10 protein-coding genes are annotated in these 20,235 nt (G+C 37.0%); 4 read left to right on the top strand and 6 right to left on the bottom strand.

Annotated elements, in window-relative coordinates; translation table 11 throughout:
- Positions 1-128: 128 nt before the first annotated feature.
- On the bottom strand, positions 129-485 hold the full coding sequence (locus tag FJR04_RS03055; protein WP_168491708.1) for a tetratricopeptide repeat protein: 357 nt from the start codon (positions 483-485) through the stop codon (positions 129-131).
- A gap of 301 nt (positions 486-786) precedes the next feature.
- Positions 787-3,315: a mannose-1-phosphate guanyltransferase gene (locus FJR04_RS03050; protein WP_168491707.1), complete on the bottom strand. Its 2,529-nt coding sequence runs from the start codon at positions 3,313-3,315 to the stop codon at positions 787-789.
- 247 nt (positions 3,316-3,562) lie between these two features.
- On the opposite strand from FJR04_RS03050, the gene FJR04_RS03045 reads away from it, so the two are divergent.
- Positions 3,563-3,754, top strand: a complete 192-nt coding sequence (locus tag FJR04_RS03045; protein WP_168491706.1) for a hypothetical protein — start codon at positions 3,563-3,565, stop codon at positions 3,752-3,754.
- A gap of 155 nt (positions 3,755-3,909) precedes the next feature.
- On the opposite strand, the gene FJR04_RS03040 is transcribed toward FJR04_RS03045, so the two are convergent.
- Both FJR04_RS03040 and FJR04_RS03035 read right to left on the bottom strand, forming a co-directional pair.
- Positions 3,910-4,179: a YciI family protein gene (locus FJR04_RS03040; protein ID WP_168491704.1), complete on the bottom strand. Its 270-nt coding sequence runs from the start codon at positions 4,177-4,179 to the stop codon at positions 3,910-3,912.
- 84 nt (positions 4,180-4,263) lie between these two features.
- Positions 4,264-5,877 carry an alkaline phosphatase gene (locus tag FJR04_RS03035; protein ID WP_168491702.1) on the bottom strand — a complete coding sequence of 538 codons (1,614 nt, stop codon included), beginning with the start codon at positions 5,875-5,877 and terminating at the stop codon, positions 4,264-4,266.
- A gap of 292 nt (positions 5,878-6,169) precedes the next feature.
- Between FJR04_RS03035 and FJR04_RS03030 the strand changes: the two genes are divergently transcribed.
- Both FJR04_RS03030 and FJR04_RS03025 read left to right on the top strand, forming a co-directional pair.
- The gene (locus FJR04_RS03030) at positions 6,170-8,968 is read left to right on the top strand and encodes a PAS domain S-box protein (RefSeq protein WP_168491700.1); all 2,799 of its coding nucleotides are present in this window, start codon (positions 6,170-6,172) and stop codon (positions 8,966-8,968) included.
- 7 nt (positions 8,969-8,975) lie between these two features.
- Positions 8,976-10,481, top strand: a complete 1,506-nt coding sequence (locus tag FJR04_RS03025; protein ID WP_168491698.1) for a hybrid sensor histidine kinase/response regulator — start codon at positions 8,976-8,978, stop codon at positions 10,479-10,481.
- A gap of 74 nt (positions 10,482-10,555) precedes the next feature.
- Here the strand turns inward: FJR04_RS03025 and FJR04_RS03020 are convergent, their stop codons facing one another.
- Positions 10,556-12,946, bottom strand: coding sequence for a DUF3769 domain-containing protein (locus FJR04_RS03020; protein WP_168491696.1), 2,391 nt, complete (start codon positions 12,944-12,946; stop codon positions 10,556-10,558).
- A 106-nt stretch (positions 12,947-13,052) separates the two neighbouring features.
- Entirely contained in the window at positions 13,053-13,169 is a 117-nt protein-coding gene (locus FJR04_RS03015; RefSeq protein ID WP_168491694.1) for a photosystem II reaction center protein I, read from the bottom strand.
- A 323-nt stretch (positions 13,170-13,492) separates the two neighbouring features.
- Here FJR04_RS03015 and FJR04_RS03010 point away from each other — a divergent pair, with 323 nt between their 5' ends.
- The gene (locus FJR04_RS03010; protein ID WP_168491692.1) at positions 13,493-20,158 is read left to right on the top strand and encodes a CHAT domain-containing protein; all 6,666 of its coding nucleotides are present in this window, start codon (positions 13,493-13,495) and stop codon (positions 20,156-20,158) included.
- The last annotated feature ends 77 nt before the right edge of the window (positions 20,159-20,235 follow it).

Genomic DNA, 20,235 nt, shown 5'->3' with positions numbered 1-20,235 from the left:
AAAGAAAGGGTTTAAGTAAGTAGATGAACCGAAAAAATTAAAGGTATGTGAAGAAAATTAAAATCGCCCAAAACTCTCTTCCTGTTCCCTGTTCCCTGTTCCCTTACCCCAACGACAATTTTTAACGCTTAAGGTAATTGTGATAATAAGTTTTTCATTTTAGGAGTAGATAGCATTTTCTGAGCATCAGTAATTATACTTTGACCCCAAAAATGCTTTTTCATAACGTGAAAATCGGCAAAATTTTTGTTTAACTTTAATGCTGTTTCCGCTAACTGATAAGCCTGTTGCTGTTCACCTTGACCATACAAAGCTACGGCTAAAGCTAAGATAGATTCAGCAGATTGATTATTAATTTTTACGGCTTGTTGCCATTGTTGAATCGCTGTTTCTTTGTCTCCCTGTTCATATTTGATAAAGGCGATATTATTGATAGCTGCTAAGTGCTTGATATCTGGCGCAACTGTTTGATGATAATTAGACATAACGGTTATATAGTTTCCTAGTGGATGATAATTAATACATCCACTGCGGTAAACATCCGTAAAATCTCGATCAATAACAGGAGAAAACACGAAGTTATAAGAGGGAAGCATTCGGACAGAAAATCAATAGTTTTACCGATAGGTTATCGCCCAAAGCTTCGCCCCTACTAATTACAGCAGCTTTCATGTATTTGTACCACACGCAGATTTTTCTATTCCTTTCTTCCTTTGCGCCTTTGCGTCTTTGCGTGAGATATAAAATGTGGTTCATTTACCCGAAAATCGCTGTAATGCTCAAAAACTAGATATCCAAACGGTAATTTTCCTGTTCGCGTTCCACAAAATACTGCACACGGGCGCGGTAATCTCTGAGAGTTTCATCAACCCAATCGCGATCGCTGCTGTTAACATAGAGATGGACTAACGGCTCACTGGCATCCGGTAAAACCAACAGCCAATTATCATCATAGGGCTGACGAATTTTTACACCGTCAATTAACTCCAAATTTTGCGCGGGGTGCGTTTCCACCAAATAACGCATTAGCGACCCCTTAGCAGTCCAAGGACAGCGAACTGTGTAGGTTCTGTGAATAACACGGGGTAACTCTGAACGGACAGTTGCGAGCGATCGCTCTTGAATCGTTAACATTTCAATCAGCTTGGCAATACAGAACATGGAATCAAACCCTGGATGCAGTTGGGGAAAAATAAACCCAGTTTCCCCACTACCACCTAAAACCACATTCGGATTTTTCTGACAAGCTTCCATTAAAGCTGTTGGATTGGCCTTAGTCCGAATCACCTTACCATCATGACGATGGGCGACTAATTCCACCGCACTAGAAGCATGAACCGGCACAACTACCGAACTGCGAGGATTTGCAGTTAACATCATATCCACCATCAACGCCGTCAGCATTTCCCCCCGAATAGAAAACCCCGATTCATCAACTAAGATCAGTTGTTCCCCATTAGCCGATACCTGCACACCAAAATTAGCGTTTACCGCTTCCACCACATGGCCTAATTGAGTTAGCAATCCTTCTCTATCAGCGTTAGAAATTGCCGTTTTATTCAAACTAGCATTTAGCACCACCGCATCAGCCCCAAACTTATCTAACATTTGTGGCAAAACCGCCCCAGACACAGCGTAAACATAGTCAATCACCACCTTTGCCCGACTATTACGCAGAGTATCCACATTCAATAACTTCTCAAAAGCCTTGCCATAGCAATCCATTAATTGGCTAGAATATACGACATCGCCAATTTCATGACTTTGGGAACGACGCATATCTTCTTTAAAATACGCCCCTTCAATTTTCTTTTCTTGGGCTTTAGAGATATTAATTCCCTTAATATCCATAAACTCAATCAAGATATAATCACGGCGTTCTGGGTGAACCCGGACATGAATCCCCCCGGCTACTGTCATTGTCGGGATCACAGTTCGAGCGATAGGAATAGCTGTTGTATCGAGGTTCTGGACATCCACACCTACAGACATTAAACCAGCAATTAAAGAGCGTGTCACCATCCGCGAAACATTGCGTTGATCACGGGAAACTGTGACTATTGAACCAGGTTTTAAAGTCGAACCATAAGCCGCCCCCAACTTCACCGCAAACTCTGGAGTAATGTCAATATTGGCTAATCCCTGGACTCCCCGCTGTCCAAATAAATTCCGCTGGGCAGTATTTCCCCAAATCAGATTAATATTTAAAACTGCACCAGATTCAATCTTTTTACTCGGCCAAACCCTCACCCCTGGGCTAATTTGCGCTTCTTCTCCCACAGTAGATAAAGAACCCACTACAGCAGCTTCTAAAACATGAGCGCGTCTATCTACACGAGTCCCACGGGAAATTACACAAGCGGATAATTGGGCTTCGTCTCCAATAATTGCCCCATTCCAAATAATCGGCCGCTTTAAATTAGCGTCAGCGCCAATGGTGACATTATCACCAATGACTGTTCCATCTTCGATTTGTACCCGCGCCCCAATCCGGCAATTGCTACCAATAACTGCGGGGGTTTCGATTTTGGCTGTAGGATCAATATAAGTATTTTGTCCTACCCATAAATTAGGTGAAATTTCTGGATAAGCTACTTTTAAGTTGACTTTCCTTTCTAAGGCATCATACTGGGCTTCTCTGTACGCATCTAAGTGACCGACATCGCACCAGTATCCACTGGCAACATAACCGTAAATCGGCTCATCTTTAGCTAGTAGGAGGGGAAATAAATCTTTAGAAAAATCGCATTCAGTATTTTCTGGTAAATAGTCTAAAACTTCTGGTTCTAAAATATATGTACCAGTGTTGACGGTATCAGAAAAAATTTCGCTGGTAGAAGGTTTTTCTAAAAATCGGTTAATGCGTCCGTCAGCATCTGTAATGACTACACCAAATTCAATTGGGTTAGGGACACGGGTTAAAATTAAAGTGGCTTTTGATTGTTTTTGTTTATGAAATTCAATAGCCGCAGTTAGATCAAAGTCTGTAATACTATCACCGCTAATGACTAAAAAAGTTTCATCCAAAAGTTCAGCGATATTTTTTACACAACCTGCTGTTCCCAGGGGTTGGTCTTCTTCAATCGCATAGGTCATTTGTACACCAAAATCACCGCCATCTTGAAAGTAATCACGCAGCACATCTGGTAAATAATGCAATGTAGCAATTACTTCATAAATCTGGTGTCGTTTAAGGAGATTGATAATGTGTTCAGCAATTGGGCGATTTAATATAGGAACCATTGGTTTGGGTAAATCGCAAGTCAAAGGACGTAACCGTGTTCCCGAACCACCTGCCATTAGCACTGCACGCATAAATCCTCCTAACCTGTCAAAAACTGATATTCTTCTTCCTTTAGTCTCATACAGAGATTAATATTTAAGGAACTTCCGTAAGAAACATCTATGATAAACAATTGAAAATTAAAAATTAATCCAGCGTCAGCTTTTCAGCCATTGACAAGATATTTCAAATGCCTAAATTTATACTATACTTGGTGATTCTAATTTAAACTAGAATTAAGCAACTGCAATGCCAATAAAAGTATTAAGGGAGTAGAAGATGATTAATTTCCTGATTTTTGGAGTAATAGTGGTTTATATCGGTGGTGTATGGAAATTTTGGACTGGATTTGGCAGAACTAATTTTAATCAAACTTTACCTAACCGTGTCGGTTTGGCTTTACTATGGCCTGCGTTATTTTTAGCAAATCCATCCTATCGGCGCAATTTTCAAAAGGCATTAAAAGGGTAGGGGCGCAGGGCCTGCGCCCAGTCACCGCGGAAGAATTAGCAGGAGATCAGAATAGTCTCGAATCTGTGTAAATGAAAGGTTTTTGATGATTTCATCGCTTATTCCTTGCACCTTCTCCAACTTTTTTCAGCCTAAAACTGTTGATGTAATTTTGGTTAAAAAGCCTGAATCCATTCTTTCACAAAATACTCTGTCCAAATACCGTTTTGCCAATAGGGATCAGATTCCACTAATTGACGAACGGTGTTTTCGTCTTGGGCTTCGTAAATACCAAAAACTTGGGTTACATCTTTTGTCGGACCAAGGGTAATTAAAATACCAGATTCTTTCTGTTTAGCTAATCCTGCTAAATGGGCTTGACGGTGGGGTTCACGTTTAGTTAAAACGTCTTCGCAATAACTTCCCCATAAGATGTATTTTGTCATAATTGCTAGTTAGAGATACTTACTAAAAGAATAATATAGCATTTCTTAGTTATTTGATAGCTGGCGTGGCTATCAAACAACCTCTTAAACCTCTGGTTCTAAATCTAAACTATAAAGTTTTTGACCTTCCAAATTATGCAAAGTAACAGTTAAAACTTCTGTTTTGCCATCAATTTTTACCATGCCAAAAAACTGTAACCCTGAACTTGGTGGTTGATTAAGTTTTATCTCTGGAGATGCAGTTTGAAATCTTACTTCTGGACCAAAAGTATTATCTAGTTGATTGGGTCCAAAGTTGCCAGAATTAAGAGGTCCAGCTACAAATTCCCAAAAAGGTTTAAAATCAGTAAATTGGGCTTTATTAGGATCATAATAATGGGCTGCGGCATAATGGACATCAGCAGTTAACCAAACCACATTGCGGATATCATTTTGTTTAATAAACCGCAATAAATCAGCTAATTCTAATTCTCTTCCTAATACTTTACCATCACCATTAGCTAAGTTTTCAAAGTCGGTTTTTCCATCTTTGATCATTAACCCAATTGGCATATCACTGGCAATAATTTTCCAAGTTGATTTTGAATTATTTAATTTATTTTTTAACCAATTGATTTGGGAATTACCTAAAAATGCTGTTTTCTCACTGGCTACTGATTGATTATTAGGAGAATTTTTACCTCTATAGCTGCGTTTATCGATCATGAAAATTTCTAGCAATTCACCATGATTAAAATGACGATAAATCCGGTTTGGATTTTGGGAATTAAAACGAATGGGTGTATATTCTAAAAATGCTTGTCTTGCCCGTGATGCTAATAGGGAAACATCCTTAATTTGATAGCGGTTATCATCTAATATCTGTCCAGGATACCAATTATTTATAACTTCATGATCATCCCATTGGACAAGTTGAGGAATTTGGGCATTAAATCGCTGAATATTTTCATCTAACAAGTTATAAATATAGTTACCACGAAATTCTTTCAGGGTCTCCGCAACTTTTGATTTTTCTTCAGTAGTGATGTTTTTCCAAATCTTCCCGTCGTCTAATTTTACTTCCGCTTGAATGGGATTATCGGCATAAATATAATCACCAGAATGAATAAAAAAGTCGGGGTTAAGTTTACGAATAGATTCATAAATTCTCATCCCACCCCACTCAGAATTAATTCCCCAACCTTGTCCTGCGGTATCTCCAGACCACGCAAATAATATATCTTTTCCTTTTCCTAGAGGTGCGGTTTTTAAATGACCAATCACAGGGGCGCTAGAAATGTTAGTATCAACTAAATCCTGAAATGTGACACGGTAAAAAATATCTTGACCTGGTGGTAAATTATCTAAGTAAGTGCGGGTAGTAAAGTCAGTGTATTTGGTCGCAACTTTGCCAATAACTCGTTGACTATTACGGAAATTTTCATCAGTAGCATATTCTATAATCATTCTGGCAGAGCGTTGCCTATGGCCAGCGAAGCTATCGCTACGACTCCAAATCACCGCGCTATTACTGTTAATATCGCCACTAGCGACACCGTAGGGTATACCTGGACGGTTTTTGTCTAATGTGATAAATGCAGGTGTCTGGGCTATGGCTAATTTTGACCACAGGTTTGCCGTCATCACACTACCAGTAGTTACTATGGCTTTCATTAAGAATTGACGACGCTTTAATGCGGGGACAATATCTAGTTTCATGGATTTCATACCTCATACACTACAGTCTTTTCGTTAGATATATATAGGACTTACGCAAAATATCTCTGAAACCCTCTTGTCTTCGTGTCCTTCGTTCCTTCGTGGTTCGTTCTTTCGTGACTTGTGCGTAAGTCCTAATATAATTTCATGCTCTATAATCTTTATTGATATAATTTATATATTGTCATCTATCTTTAGCTAGATTTTTATAAAGTAATTTTGATACTATAACTTAAATAATTCGTGCTATAAATACTTACTTGTATAGTTTCTTAAATCATACATAAAAATTATGCTCTTACCTAATAATGAACGTCAACGCCTAAAATTACTGAATCAATATCAGATTTTAAACACCCCACCGGAGACAGCATTTGATGAAATTGCTCAACTAGCCAAAGATATTTGTGAAACACCAATTGCTTTGATTAGTTTAGTTGATGAACAGCGAGAATGGTTTAAGTCAAAAGTGGGAATAGCTATCTCGGAAATTCCCCGTGATTTAGCTTTTGGTAGTTATACTATTTTGGAAAGAGAAATTTTTATTATTCCAGATACTTTACAAGATCCAAAATTTGCAAATAATCCTCTTGTTGTCTCTAATCCCTATTGCCGATTTTATGCAGGAGTTCCCCTAATTAATGCCCATGGGTTTGCTCTAGGAACGTTATCTATTATGGATAATATGCCTCGTACATTGAGTCTTAAAGAAAAAAAAGCTTTAAAAAGTTTGGCTAAACAAGTAATCAGATTTTTAGATTTACACCAACAGAAATTTCTGGAAAATAGTCAATGGAATTATCAGCTACTATTTACTCATCATCCTAGTCCTATGTGGATCTATGATTGTAATACACTACAATTTTTAGATGTCAATGAAGCAGCCACAACTCATTATGGTTACTCAAAATCCGAATTTTTACAAATGCGGATTATTGACATTCATCCAGTGGAAGATATGCCTATGTTGCTGGCTTATGTTGCTAGAAATCGTTCTGGATTATGTAATTATGGAAAATGGCGACATATTCATAAAGATGGAAAGGTTATTTTTATAGAAATTATTTGTAATAATATTAATTATGGTAATCAAAATGCTGTACTAGTTTATATACGTGATTTAAGTGCGCGTCAACAAGTAGAATTAAAACTGCAAGATAGTGAAGCTAGATTTCGCGTAATTTCTCAAGCAATTCCTATTCCTTTAGTCATTTCTCGTGTGTCTGATGGCATAATTATATATGCTAATCCAGAATTTTTACACACATTTCAATTTTCTCCAGATGATTTATTACAAACAAAAATTTCCGACTTATATCACAATAAATCTGATTGGAATAAGTTATTAACAGAATTTAATCATGACGGATTTTTGCATAATTATGAAATTCAATTACATAAAGCAGATGGTACTAATTTATGGGTAATTGCATATTGGCGATATTTAAAATATAATAATGAGCCAGCGGTATTACAATTATTTAATGATATTACTGAGCGTAAAAACTCGGAAGTTAAACTTCAAGAACAAAATGAGTTTTTACAGTCCATATTTCAGAATATTCCTTTAATGATTGCCCTCATTGGTGCTGATTATGATGTTCACTGGGTCAATCACAAATTTGAAGAAACTCTAAAATACTCTTTGCAAGATTTTCAAAGTCGTAATATTTTGTCCGAATTCTATCCTAATGAAGAATATCGTCAAGAAGTGATTGAATTTATTCAGTCTGGACAACCTGTTTGGCATGATTTTATAACTCATATAAAAGATGGTTCTATTATTGATACATCTTGGACTAATGTGAAACTACCCAATGGACACACTATCGGTATTGGCCAAGAGATTACAGAACGTAAGCAAAATGAAAGAAGGTTAAAAGCTCAAGCTGAACGCGAGAAATTGATGCGAAAGGTTTCTGAGCGAATTCACCAATCTTTAAATCTCCAAGATATTCTCAATGCAACTGTTGAAGAAGTACGAGATTTATTACAGGTTGATAGGGTTGTAATTTATCAGTTTGCACCAGATATGAGTGGTGAAATTATGGCGGAATCTGTATTATCTGAGTGGACAGTTTCTTTGGGTACTAAAATTCATGACTCTTGTTTCCAATCAAGGGGAATATCAAATTATTATCAAGGATATAACCGGGCAATTTCTAATATTTATCAAGCTGGTTTAACTGATTGTCATATTCGACTTTTAGAACAATTTGAAGTCAAAGCCAATTTAGTTGTCCCCATTTTACTAGAAGTGAATGAGAACAATATAGGTTCTTCCCCCTGGGGGTTGCTGATTGCTCATCAATGTGCTAACTTTCGGGAATGGGAAGAACATCAATTAGATTTACTTGATCAATTAACGGTACAAATTGCGATCGCTATTCAACAATCTAACATATTACAACAAGCCCAAATTGAAATTCTACATCGAGAACAAGCAGAAATAAAGCTAAGAAGTGCTTTAGCTGAAAAAGAAATCTTATTAAAGGAAGTTCACCATCGCGTTAAAAATAATTTACAAATTGTTTCTAGTTTACTACACCTCCAAGCACAAACAATTAAAGATCCACAAATTCTCAAAGCTATCCAAGAGAGTCAAAATCGTATTGAATCAATATCTTTAATTCACAAAAATTTATATACTAATCCTAATATTGGTAAAATTGATATTGCAGAATATATCAATAGTCTGGTGACAGGGATACTTATATCCTATCAAATAGAACCTGGTCAAATAAGCTTAAAAACTGATATTAATTCAGTTATTTTAAATGTTGATCAAGCTATTGCCTGTGGATTAATTATCAATGAATTAATATCCAATGCTTTAAAACACGCTTTTTCCAATCAAGAATCAGGAGAAATTAGTATTAGCTTACATAACAATAATCGGGATATTCAGATGATTATTCGAGATAATGGGATTGGTTTAGCTGATAATATAGATTGGCATACTACTCCTTCTTTAGGATTATCTTTAGTTTATGATTTAGTTACTGAACAACTAGAAGGTTCTATCACGATAGAACGTAATCAAGGAACTATATTTAATATTCAATTTTCACAATTCACTTTGCATGAATAAATAAGAAATGGGTTTAGCTAAAATTTTAGTAGTTGAAGATGAAGTAATTCTGGCTAGAACTATTGCTAGTCAACTTAATCAATTAGGATATATAGTTACAGCTAAAGCTTCTTCTGGACAATCGGCCATTAACCATGCTTTAGAAACTCATCCTGATTTAATCTTAATGGATATTATTATCAAAGGTGATATGGATGGTATTGCTACTGCTAATTATATTCATGAACAATTAGATATACCTGTAGTTTTCCTAACTGCTTATGGTGATGAACAAACTTTAGAACGGGCAAAAGTTACCCAACCTTTTGGTTATATTGTTAAACCATTTACGAGTAGAGATTTACGTATATCTATAGAAATTGCTTTGTTAAAACACAAACTAGAATGTGAATTGCGGGAAAGTAGAGATCAATTAGCAACTCTATTAAATTCAATGAGTGATGCTGTTATTGCTACTAATGAACAGGGAATAATCACATTTATTAATCCTGCTGCTGAAAAAATCACTGGTTGGCAAGAAACAGAAGCTCTTGGTAATAATGTATCTGAAGTTATTAAAATTATTGATGAAGTTACAGGTGAAATTATAGAAAATCCTGTGACAAAAGTCTTGCGAGAAAAACAGGCTTTGCATTTAAGAGAATTTGCTTGTTTAATTACTAAAAATGGCACAAAATTACCCATAGGTAATAGTGCTTCTTTGTTGATGCGAAGACCTCATGAAATTAGTGGTGTTGTGCTTGTATTATGGGATTTAAGCGAACGTCGTCAAAGAGAATCTTTAGAAAAGGCTTTAAAAAAAGAACAGGAACTCAATCAACTTAAATCTTTATTTATTTCTACTGTTTCCCATGAGTTCCGCAATCCTTTAAGTGTAATTCAAACCGCAGTCGAGCTAATAGAACTCCAAGGTAATAATTTAACAGATGACAAAAGAACTAAATATTTAACACGCATCTATGGTGCTGTAGAATCAATGGAAAAACTCATGAAAGATGTCTTATTCATGGGTAAATCAGAGGCAGGAAAACTTATTTATAATCCTGAATCAGTTAATTTAGAAAAATTTTGTCAAGAACTAATTGAAGAATTTGAACTTATTGAAGATAGCGGGCATGAAATAATTTTTAATTGTCATAGTCAGAATACAAATACGGTGATGGATGAAAGATTATTACATCACTTATTTAGAAATTTACTTTCTAATGCAATTAAGTATTCACCAATAAATGGTAAGATTCGGTTTGAACTTATTTGTGATTATGTAAATGAATTAGCAATTTTTGAAATTCAAGATCAAGGAATTGGTATTCCTGAATCTGACCAAAATAAAATTTTTGATTCTTTTTATCGGGCTTCTAATGTTGAATCAATTCAAGGTAATGGACTAGGTTTGGTAATTGTTAAAAGATGTGTTGATGCCCATCAAGGACAAATTAATATGGTAAGTAAAATCAATGTTGGCACGACATTTACAGTTACTTTACCATTAAATTTACAGCACATTCTTTAAGTCAGTTGTCAGTTGTCAGTTGTCAGTTGCCAGTTGTCAGTTGTCAGTTGTCAGTTGTCAGGAGAAGAAAGAAATTAATTATCTTGACGGACGACTCCACCAACAACTGGTTTAAGCTCTCCAGCAGAGAATGGATCTGTGCCACCATTCCAGTTAAAATCACTGATGCGGATACTAAAACCACCTAATTCTAGTACAGGATTATAACGGAGAGTAATACCATAGGTACGACGACTGTATTCTAATATATAATCAGTGCTGGTTTCTTTGCCAGTATCGAGGTTGACAGATGTTTGCAATCCTAACCGGAATGGACCATAAATTTGTTGAGAAATGCCAGCATTTAGGACTTTGTTATCAACAGAACGGTCAAAAAGGAAGGGTGATAAACCGCTGTTAGTTCCTTGGGAGTAGCTAACATTAAAGGCTGTATAATCTAAGTAAGGGCGAGAAAAATTCCCAATTTGTCCGATCAGACCGATAGTAGCAGTTAAAGTGCTTTGGTTGTCACTGCTACTGTAATAGCTAGTAGTTCCGGTTAGACCTGCGATCGCTTGCAAATAGGGAACTACAGGATTAGGTGTATATTTTAATCCAGCTTCTGCTGTAGCTGCTAAGGGTTTTCCCTGCCATAAACTGATCCCACTACTTAACGCCACACTACCTTGCAGACGACTTAGAGAGATGCGATCGTTTTTTCGGTCTGGGGAGAGTAAATCTTGACGATCTGTATTCGCTTCGATATACTGAGCGCCGCCTTGATAGCTAAGATTGATACCACTTTTGCCTAAAGGAATAATTGGGGAAGTGATGACTCCACCAACACTAGCTTGTACAGTTTGAAAGCCAAGACTACCATTATAGAGGCGATCGCGGTAACTAGATTCTAAATTCAATGTATGCGGGTTCACATCTCCTAAAAGTTGCCTTAACCGCAAACTTCCGCGCAAATTATTTTCTACATCATTGAGATCAAAGCTAGTTAACTCCCCCGTCCCTTCCAGAACAGTTTTCGGACTTAAAACAGCATTCAGCTTAGTATTCACACCAAATAAACTGGCCAAATTCTGGCTATCGTCCCAAGCCTTCTGCACATAAAACTGGGGTGTAATAATCAAACGGGTCTGATCTGTATTAATCGGTTCAAAACTGCGTTCTACAAACAAACCACCCCGTTGACCATTATCAAAACCAGGAGAGACAATTGCCGGATTTACCTGTCGCGGCCGACGATCTATTGTCCGACTGCTAATAGGAATAGGGATAGTAACATTTTGATCAAAAACTAACCGTTGACGCTCAGTATTAATTTTATCTATTAACGGTGCTTCCCGCGTCACCGTGACTTTATTTGCTCTTATTTCTAGTTCAGGGGGTGAAAAAGGATCATTTGTAATTCGGACATCTTGCGCTTGAAAACCTCGTGGATAAAATTCAATCCGTTCGGCTTCAAATCGTAACCGCTTCACAACACCACCAGATTTAGCCGGAGCGACATTCCGCGCATCTGACTGACCACTAGCACTAAATTCTATTCCTCCTGGACTGCTAACACCAGCAACAGGCTGATTAGCGCGAACCCGATTACTCAAAGGGCGACTCGGTACACCACCTGCTGTAATATCCGTAGGTAGCGTAGGTGTAAAAGCAAAATCTGTTTCCGTGGTGGGGATATAAAGTTCACCTTTCCCATTTTCCAAATCCCCACTATCTTGAATAAAATTATAGGTAAAACGTTGTCCTTGTAATATCTGATTTCCTCTAGTTAAAGCAACATTACCTTCTCCCACCGCAATCAAATTCTCCAAATTGATTTGCAGGCGATCGGCATCAATCACTGCTCCATCAAATCTGACGACAACGTTACCTTCAGCAGTAACAATTTGTCTAATCTCATCATACTCCTGGCGATCGGCAACAACTTCCACAACCCTCTCTCTTCCGGGAGTTATATTTCCCTGGATTTGCGCCGGTAAAACTTGTAGAGGCGGTGTTTCAAGGTTGCTAGGTGTTAACTGTTGATTTTGGGAATCACGCAGTTTAAACTCAATAATATTTTGTATTGGTGGTAAATCAGGTGTCTTTTCACCAACAGACAGAGAAAAATTTCCCCCCGATTCCTGTAAATTCACATGACTTTGTTCTGCTGGGGGGGTTGGTGCTTCTGCTAAAATTTGCCGGTTGCCTGTAATATTACTAACTCTATCTGCAACTTGAAGAGAGGCTGGTGAAAATTCAGGAGCTAAGTTTTCTGGTGGAGATAATGGCGAAAAAGTTTTCGTCACATCATCTGCATTGACTAAGCTGGTACTTGACTGATGCTGATGATCCGGGTTTTTACTGTCAACGATGAATTTTTGTTCATCAGCTTCAACCTTGACAACAGCATCAGCAGTAAGATGATGAACTGGTTTTAATGATTCAAGAGTTGGAGGTCGCTGAGGCGGCAATACTGGATGAAACATAGTTTAAGGCAATCAAGCCGACCAAAAAACAAAACATAGCCGGAAGGTTGAATTATATCTTAGCCTGTTTCTACCTTCCAGCCGCTAGGAGTGATCTGTTGTATTTTTATTCTAAATCCCGGCGACCAGGGTTACGGGCTGGGTCATTAGATAAAAGCCCGAATATAAAAATGCTTACAAACAAGCCTACAACAATATAAACAGCGATTTTTAAAGTCAACATAGAACTAACTCCAAGGGGTTTGATGAATAGTAAGTAGAGATTTACTGTCTGCGATGCAGAACGAATATCTATTTTATATTACTCATATCTTGTACCTTTTGCGTGGGAATTGTGGTACGTGGCATTCTCGCAAGATTAACAGTCTAAAGAGGATGTAAGTGAGCCTGTAAACTTTTCAATCAATTTTATCCATAAATCTTTGCAGTCTTTATGTAACAAGATTTATAGCTATTTTTTAAAATCGGTAATATTTTGGTATTATTTCCGCATTGGATTTCAAGTATCTCACCAGTACAATTCAGTGCCAATAGAGTAGTAAAATAATGATATCTTTACGGAAAAAATTATTGTTATTGGGAATACTATTAATGGGTCTATTCCCACAATCAGTAAAAGCCCAATCTGTAACTTCAGCTACCGACGGGACAGGAACAGTTATCAACCAGAATGGTAATCAAATTGACATCACTGGTGGGACACTTTCGCAAGATCAAATCAATCTTTTTCACAGTTTTACCCAATTTGGTCTAAATCAGCACGAAATTGCTAATTTTTTATCAAATCCGCAAATTAAAAATATTCTCGGCCGTGTTGTTGGCGGTGATGCTTCTATAATTAATGGCTTAATCCAAGTTACAGGTGCTAATTCTAATCTATTTTTAATCAACCCATCAGGCATAATTTTTGGTGCAAATTCTCAATTAAATGTACCTGCTAACTTTACCGCTACAACGGCTACAGGCATTGGCTTTGGTAATAACCTTTGGTTTAATGCTACTGGTTTAAATAATTATGCGACATTACTGGGAGATCCCAGTCAGTTTGCTTTTAATATTAATCAACCAGGAAGTATTATTAATACCGGTTCTTTGCAAGTAGGAACTGGGCAAAATCTCTCTTTAATTGGCGGTAATGTCATTAGTACGGGAACTCTCACCGCACCAGAGGGCAATATTACTATTGCCTCAGTTCCTGGTACAAGTTTAGTTAAAATTTCTCAACCAGGACATTTACTAAGTTTAGAAGTTAACCCTACACAAACTTCTGCACCAAGTAATATTACTGGTCTTTCTTTACCAGAATTATTGACAGGAGGCAATGTCAGTCAAGCTACTGGGGTAACAGTTGATAGTAATGGAGAGGTAGTATTAACCAGTTCTGGGGTAATTGTACCTGCTGATGGGGGAACAACTATAGCCTCCGGGAATATTGATGTTTCTGGTCAAACTGGTGGAAAAGTCAATGTTTTAGGCGAAAAAGTTGGGGTAATTGACGGTAATATTAACGCCTCTGGTACAAATGGTGGTGGTACTGTCTTAATCGGTGGAGATTATCAAGGTAATGGCACAGTACCGAATTCACAATTTACCTTTGTTAATTCCGACTCAACAATTAATGCTGATGCCTTAATTAATGGTGATGGTGGTAAAGTTATTTTTTGGGCAGATAACACCACTCGATTCTATGGAAATATTAACGCCCAAGGTGGTTCAACAAGCGGTAATGGCGGTTTTGTCGAAGTATCCGGTAAAGAGTTTTTGGATTTTAATGGTCAGGTTAATACCTTTGCAGTTAACGGAAATTTAGGAACGCTCCTACTAGATCCTACAGATATTAATATAGTTGCTGCCGGTGGTAGTGCTTCTCTTGCTAATGTCTCTGTTTTTAGTAATCCCAATAGTGACGGAATAAGTTCTAACATTAATGCTGACTTGATTAATAATGCTACTAGCAATGTCATCCTGCAAGCAGAAGGTAGTATTTGGTTTGAAACAGGAATTAACATCACTCAGCCCGGTGTGGGCTTAACTGCACAGGCTCGTGATTATATTCTTTTGAATAATATCACAACCAATGGCGGTAGTTTAAATATTATTGCCGACGTTGAGAATAATGGTATTGGTTCAATTCAAGATGGTTTAAATTATAGCCTCATTACCAACGGAGGCGACATTAACTTACAGGGAGGAGGGGCTACTTCTGATTCCAGTGTTGAGCTTGAAGCAGTAACAATTAATTCAGGTGGTGGGAATATTACCCTGACAGGAATTAATAATGATGCTACTGAGTTTCCGGCAATTAGCATTGACTACTCCTCCAGCATTTCCAGTGGTGGAGGAAATATTACTCTGAATGGTACAAGTGATGGAACTGGAATTTTCATCCAAGGAGCAAATATTAATTCAGGAGGAGGAAGTCTTACTCTAACTGGTAACGGTGTGAATGGGGATGGTATTTTCTTAGAGAGTGTTTCCCTCAATTCAGGAGGGGGAAATTTAAGTCTCTCCGCAAATAGTACAAATTCAGTAGATTTTTCTGCTCTTGCAGTGAATATTAATTCAGGAATTGGGAATCTAAGCCTGACAGCAGATACAACAGATATTGATCCAAGTAATAATTCCTTCTCAGGTACAGGTAATTTACTGATTCAGCCTCTATCTGTCAATTTAGGAATGACAATTGGTGGAGGTGGAGCGGCAAATACCACATTTCTCAATAATGCAGAATTAGCAAGTTTTACTAATGGCTTTAATTCTATTACCATTGGACGGGCTGATAGTAGTGGTGCAGTTACCTTTGCGGGTAATACAACATTTAATGATCCTATAACAGTGCGATCGCCTTTAGGTTCTATCAACTCCACAGGTTTTACACTTACTGGATCTGATAATGCAACTATCACACTTTTGGCAGGTATTGGAGGTATTAACAGTGGGAATATCTTCAACTCCAGTCGGACAGTTACTCTCGATGCAATAGGCAACATTACCACAGGTGAGATTGATACTTCAGTTGACTTAATTGGTAGTAATATCAACGGCGGAGCAATTCAAATTACAAGTGGAAGTAATATTACAACTGGGACGTTAAAAACCGAAATCTTCAATGGGCTTGGTACAGCCGGAAACATTACATTAAATACCACAGGTAGCACAGGCAGCATTAATACAACAGGTGGAACTCTCGATGCCTCCGCTATAAATGGTTCTGGAGGAACTATTTTTGTCTTCACTCAAGATGGAGACATTACCACAGGAAATATCATAACATTCTCAAATACAACAGTTACTGGATCTCAAGGCGGTAATATTTTCCTCACCGTCAATAGTGGTAATGGCAATATCAATACTACCGGAGGCAGTCTCAACTCAGGGGCTAATAATGATGGATCAGGTGGTGCTATTACCCTTACAACCGCTAATGGCAACATCAATACAGGTGATATATTATCTACCTCCCGTTTGCATAATGGGGGCGATATTACTCTAGAAGTAACGGGAACTGGCAATATTGATACAAGTGCTGGCACATTAAATTCTAGTTCCACTGATACGGTTCAATTTAACGGTAATGGTGGTGATATTTCCCTCTCAACAACCGGAACAATCAATACAGGAAATCTAAATGCAGTTTCTAATACTGGTGGTAGTGGTGGTGAGATTACTCTAGCAGGTCAAGATATTAATTCTAATGCGGCTATTTCCACAACAGGAACAGGTAATGTTCAATTTGATGCCAACAGAAGTATTACCCTAAATTCTGGTTCAAGGATTACAACTGACAACGGAAATATTAACTTCACCGGGGATGATATTTTTCTGGTTAATAGTAGTGGATTAGAAACTACCGGAATTGGAAATATTAACCTAGATACGACTCGTAGCATTAACATTTATTCCGGTTCAAGTATTACAACTGATAGCGGAAATATTGTTTTGAATGCTAATCAAATTGGCACAAATCCAGGAAATTTTGCAGGAATTTTTATTGATAATTCTACGATACAGTCCAATAATGGAGAAATTACTCTGAGTGGAAAAGGTGGAGACCAAGAAGAAATAAATACAGGTAATGATGGAGTTCTTGTTCAAAATAGTAACATCACATCCAACAATGGCTCAATTACGTTCACAGGAGTATCTGGACAAGGATCTGTTAATACTGCTGTAGAGTTCTTTAATAGTACAGTTGCAACAGGTGGAACAGGGAATATTACAATTGATGGAGATAGTGCAACTAATAATGGAGATTATGCAGTTTTACTTCGTCAAGGAACACAGATTACATCCACAGGATCAGGTCAAATTAGCTTAACTGGAACTGCTCCTGCTACCAAATTAGGAATTTATGGAGAAGGCTCACTTTCTTCTATTATTAATCAAACGGGAGATATTACCCTCACTACAGATACTCTCGATTTAACTAATATTAGCTTGCAAGGTACAGGAAATTTAACCCTTCAACCTCTAACACCTAACACAACTATTGGTCTTGGGAATGGTGCAATTGGAACTTTTAATCTTAACAGTACCGCAATAGGCAATCTTCAGGATGGTTTTAACTCAATTATCATTGGACGTAGTGATAGTAGCGGTGTAATTACATTAGCAGATAATCTTATATTTAATGATCCGGTGATATTGCGATCGCCATTGTTTGGTACAGTTGCTATAAATAACTCTATCACTACCCCAGCTATCACTTTTGAGGCTACCACTTTTATCGGTGGAGATATTACTACCATTAATCCTCAAACTTATAATTACCCAGTTATTTTTACCAATAATTCCACTATCACCACTAATGGGATCACCTTCAATAACACAGTTGATGGTAATAAGAATTTGACGATTAATGCTGGTGGTGCTGACGTTATTTTTACACAAGCAGTTGGGAATATAGAAACTCTCGGAGATTTAAATATTAATAGTAGTGGAAAAACATCTTTCGCCAATGTTAACGCCGCAAGTATCACTACTGACGCATCTGGTCTCACTGAATTAAATGGTAATATTCAAGCTATCGGTGGAAATATTAACCTCAACGATACCGTTAACCTCATTAATAATACTACTCTCACGGCTGATAACTCTATTAGCACCAATAGCATCAACGGTAATTATGATCTGAGTTTCAGTGCAGGTGGTGATATCAATTTTAATAGTGACTTAGGCAATAATCTAACTTTAGGAAATCTTGCTATTAATCAAGCTATTAATGTCACTGGCAAAAATATCAATGCTGCGAGTATTACCCAAACTTTTGGCATCGGAAATACAACATTGGGCGATCTTAATACAAATCAAAGTGGTTTGAATTTACGCACTAATCAAAATATTACCACAGGCAATATTACTGCCAACGGACAAGAAATAACTTTAACTAGTCAAAACATTACCACAAATAATCTTAACTCTAGTTCTGCTAATGGTGGAGGAGATATTAATATCTTAGCCCAAAACCAAATTATTACTGGTCAAATAGATTCTAGTTCTAGCATTGGTAACGGTGGAAATGTCACAATTGACCCAATTACAACTATTATTACATCCATTAATACTCAAGGTGGAACAAATGGTTTTGGTGGTAACGTTGATATTATCGCCTTAGATACGTTCCGCTCTACAGGTACATTTATTGATCAAAATGGTATTAGTGCCTCTATTTCTACTGCTGGAGGTTTAGGGGGTGGTGATATTACTATATATCATCCAGGTGTACTTCCTTTTATTATTGGTAATGCTGATATTCACGGTACAGCCGGAGCAATTACATCTGGTGTTAATAATACTATAATGCCAACTCTTCCGGTTTTATCAACTTACACTCAAGAAAATATTCGCCTATTTTCCTTGAATGAAGAAGATATAGAACCTCCAGTTATTGATAAAGCCGATAATGTTGCACAAATTGGCACAGAAGTAACTAATTTAAAACCTCTTTTAGTTGGTAGTGAATTTCTTCGGCAAACGGCATCAAACCAACTTATTCAAGGTGATATAGCAGGTGCAGTTTCTTCAATTGAACAATTCATATCTGGAGAATATACAGAATATTATCAAGAAAAATTAGAACTTAATGCTCAACCACAAACAGCAGAAACTATCCGCGCAGCTTTAAAGAAAATTGCCCTACAAACTGGAAAGCAATCAGCGATCGTTTACATCATATCACAACCTGAATCTTTAGACTTAGTGGTAATTACACCTGCTGGAAAAGCAATTCATCGTAATGTCAAATTCGACAGAAAACAAATAATTGCTGATGTAAAAACTTTCCGTAACCAAATTACAGACCTTTCTAGTGTTGGTTATCAGCAGTCTGGGAAAAAGCTTTATAATTCTCTCATTGCACCTATCGAAGCAGTATTAACCGCAGAAAAAATAGATACCTTATTGTTTTCCGTTGATAATAACTTGCGATCGCTTCCCTTTGCAGCTTTATACGATGGTAAAAATTATCTAGTCGAAAAATATAACATGGGACTAATTCCCAGTGTGTCTTTAATGGATACTCGTTACGAATCTTTAAAAAATTCGCAAATTTTAATCATGGGAGCTTCGGATTTTGCCAATTCTAATCAAGATGATTTACCAGGAGTTAAGATAGAATTACCAACAGTAGCCAAAGAATTTGGCGAAAATCGCTATTTTATTAATCAAGAATTTACCATTAATAATCTCCAAAAACAACGACAACAAAGAGTTACACAAATAGTTCATTTAGCAACTCATGGAGAATTTAATATTAAAGATCCTAATCAATCATATATTCAATTTTGGGGAACAGAAAAATTAAAAATTAACCAAATTCGTAACTTAGGATTTAGAAATCCTCCAGTCGAATTATTAGTCTTAAGTGCTTGTCGGACAGCATTAGGAAATGAACAAGTAGAATTAGGTTTTGCGGGTTTAGCAGTACAAGCTGGAGTCAAATCTGCCTTAGCCAGCTTGTGGTATGTTAGTGATGAGGGAACATTAGGATTAATGAACGAATTTTATCAGAAATTAAGAAATGTACCAATTAAATCTGAAGCATTAAGACAAGCACAAATAGCGATGATTCAAGATAAAGTAAATGTAACAAATGGAGAATTAAGAGGTACAAGAGGTGATATTTCTTTACCACCAGAATTAAAAGGAACTAATAAAAGTTTATCCCATCCCTATTATTGGGCTGCTTTTACAATGATTGGTAGCCCTTGGTAATTAGGGCTTACTGATAAGTAGATGATCAAAATTAAATATAAACTGAAAACCAATTCATACTTTCATTCACCAACGCT

This window comes from Anabaena sp. UHCC 0204, from assembly GCF_009711975.1.
In the GTDB taxonomy this organism is placed as follows: domain Bacteria; phylum Cyanobacteriota; class Cyanobacteriia; order Cyanobacteriales; family Nostocaceae; genus Dolichospermum.
This window is presented reverse-complemented; position numbering and strand designations above follow the sequence as displayed.

Bases quoted from the DNA above. Each gene is read 5' to 3' on its own strand.
- FJR04_RS03055 (WP_168491708.1), bottom strand. From the start codon at position 485: ATGTCTAATTATCATCAAACAGTTGCGCCAGATATCAAGCACTTAGCA.
- FJR04_RS03050 (WP_168491707.1), bottom strand. From the start codon at position 3,315: ATGCGTGCAGTGCTAATGGCAGGTGGTTCGGGAACACGGTTACGTCCT.
- FJR04_RS03045 (WP_168491706.1), top strand. From the start codon at position 3,563: ATGATTAATTTCCTGATTTTTGGAGTAATAGTGGTTTATATCGGTGGT.
- FJR04_RS03040 (WP_168491704.1), bottom strand. From the start codon at position 4,179: ATGACAAAATACATCTTATGGGGAAGTTATTGCGAAGACGTTTTAACT.
- FJR04_RS03035 (WP_168491702.1), bottom strand. From the start codon at position 5,877: ATGAAACTAGATATTGTCCCCGCATTAAAGCGTCGTCAATTCTTAATG.
- FJR04_RS03030 (WP_168491700.1), top strand. From the start codon at position 6,170: ATGCTCTTACCTAATAATGAACGTCAACGCCTAAAATTACTGAATCAA.
- FJR04_RS03025 (WP_168491698.1), top strand. From the start codon at position 8,976: ATGGGTTTAGCTAAAATTTTAGTAGTTGAAGATGAAGTAATTCTGGCT.
- FJR04_RS03020 (WP_168491696.1), bottom strand. From the start codon at position 12,946: ATGTTTCATCCAGTATTGCCGCCTCAGCGACCTCCAACTCTTGAATCA.
- FJR04_RS03015 (WP_168491694.1), bottom strand. From the start codon at position 13,169: ATGTTGACTTTAAAAATCGCTGTTTATATTGTTGTAGGCTTGTTTGTA.
- FJR04_RS03010 (WP_168491692.1), top strand. From the start codon at position 13,493: ATGATATCTTTACGGAAAAAATTATTGTTATTGGGAATACTATTAATG.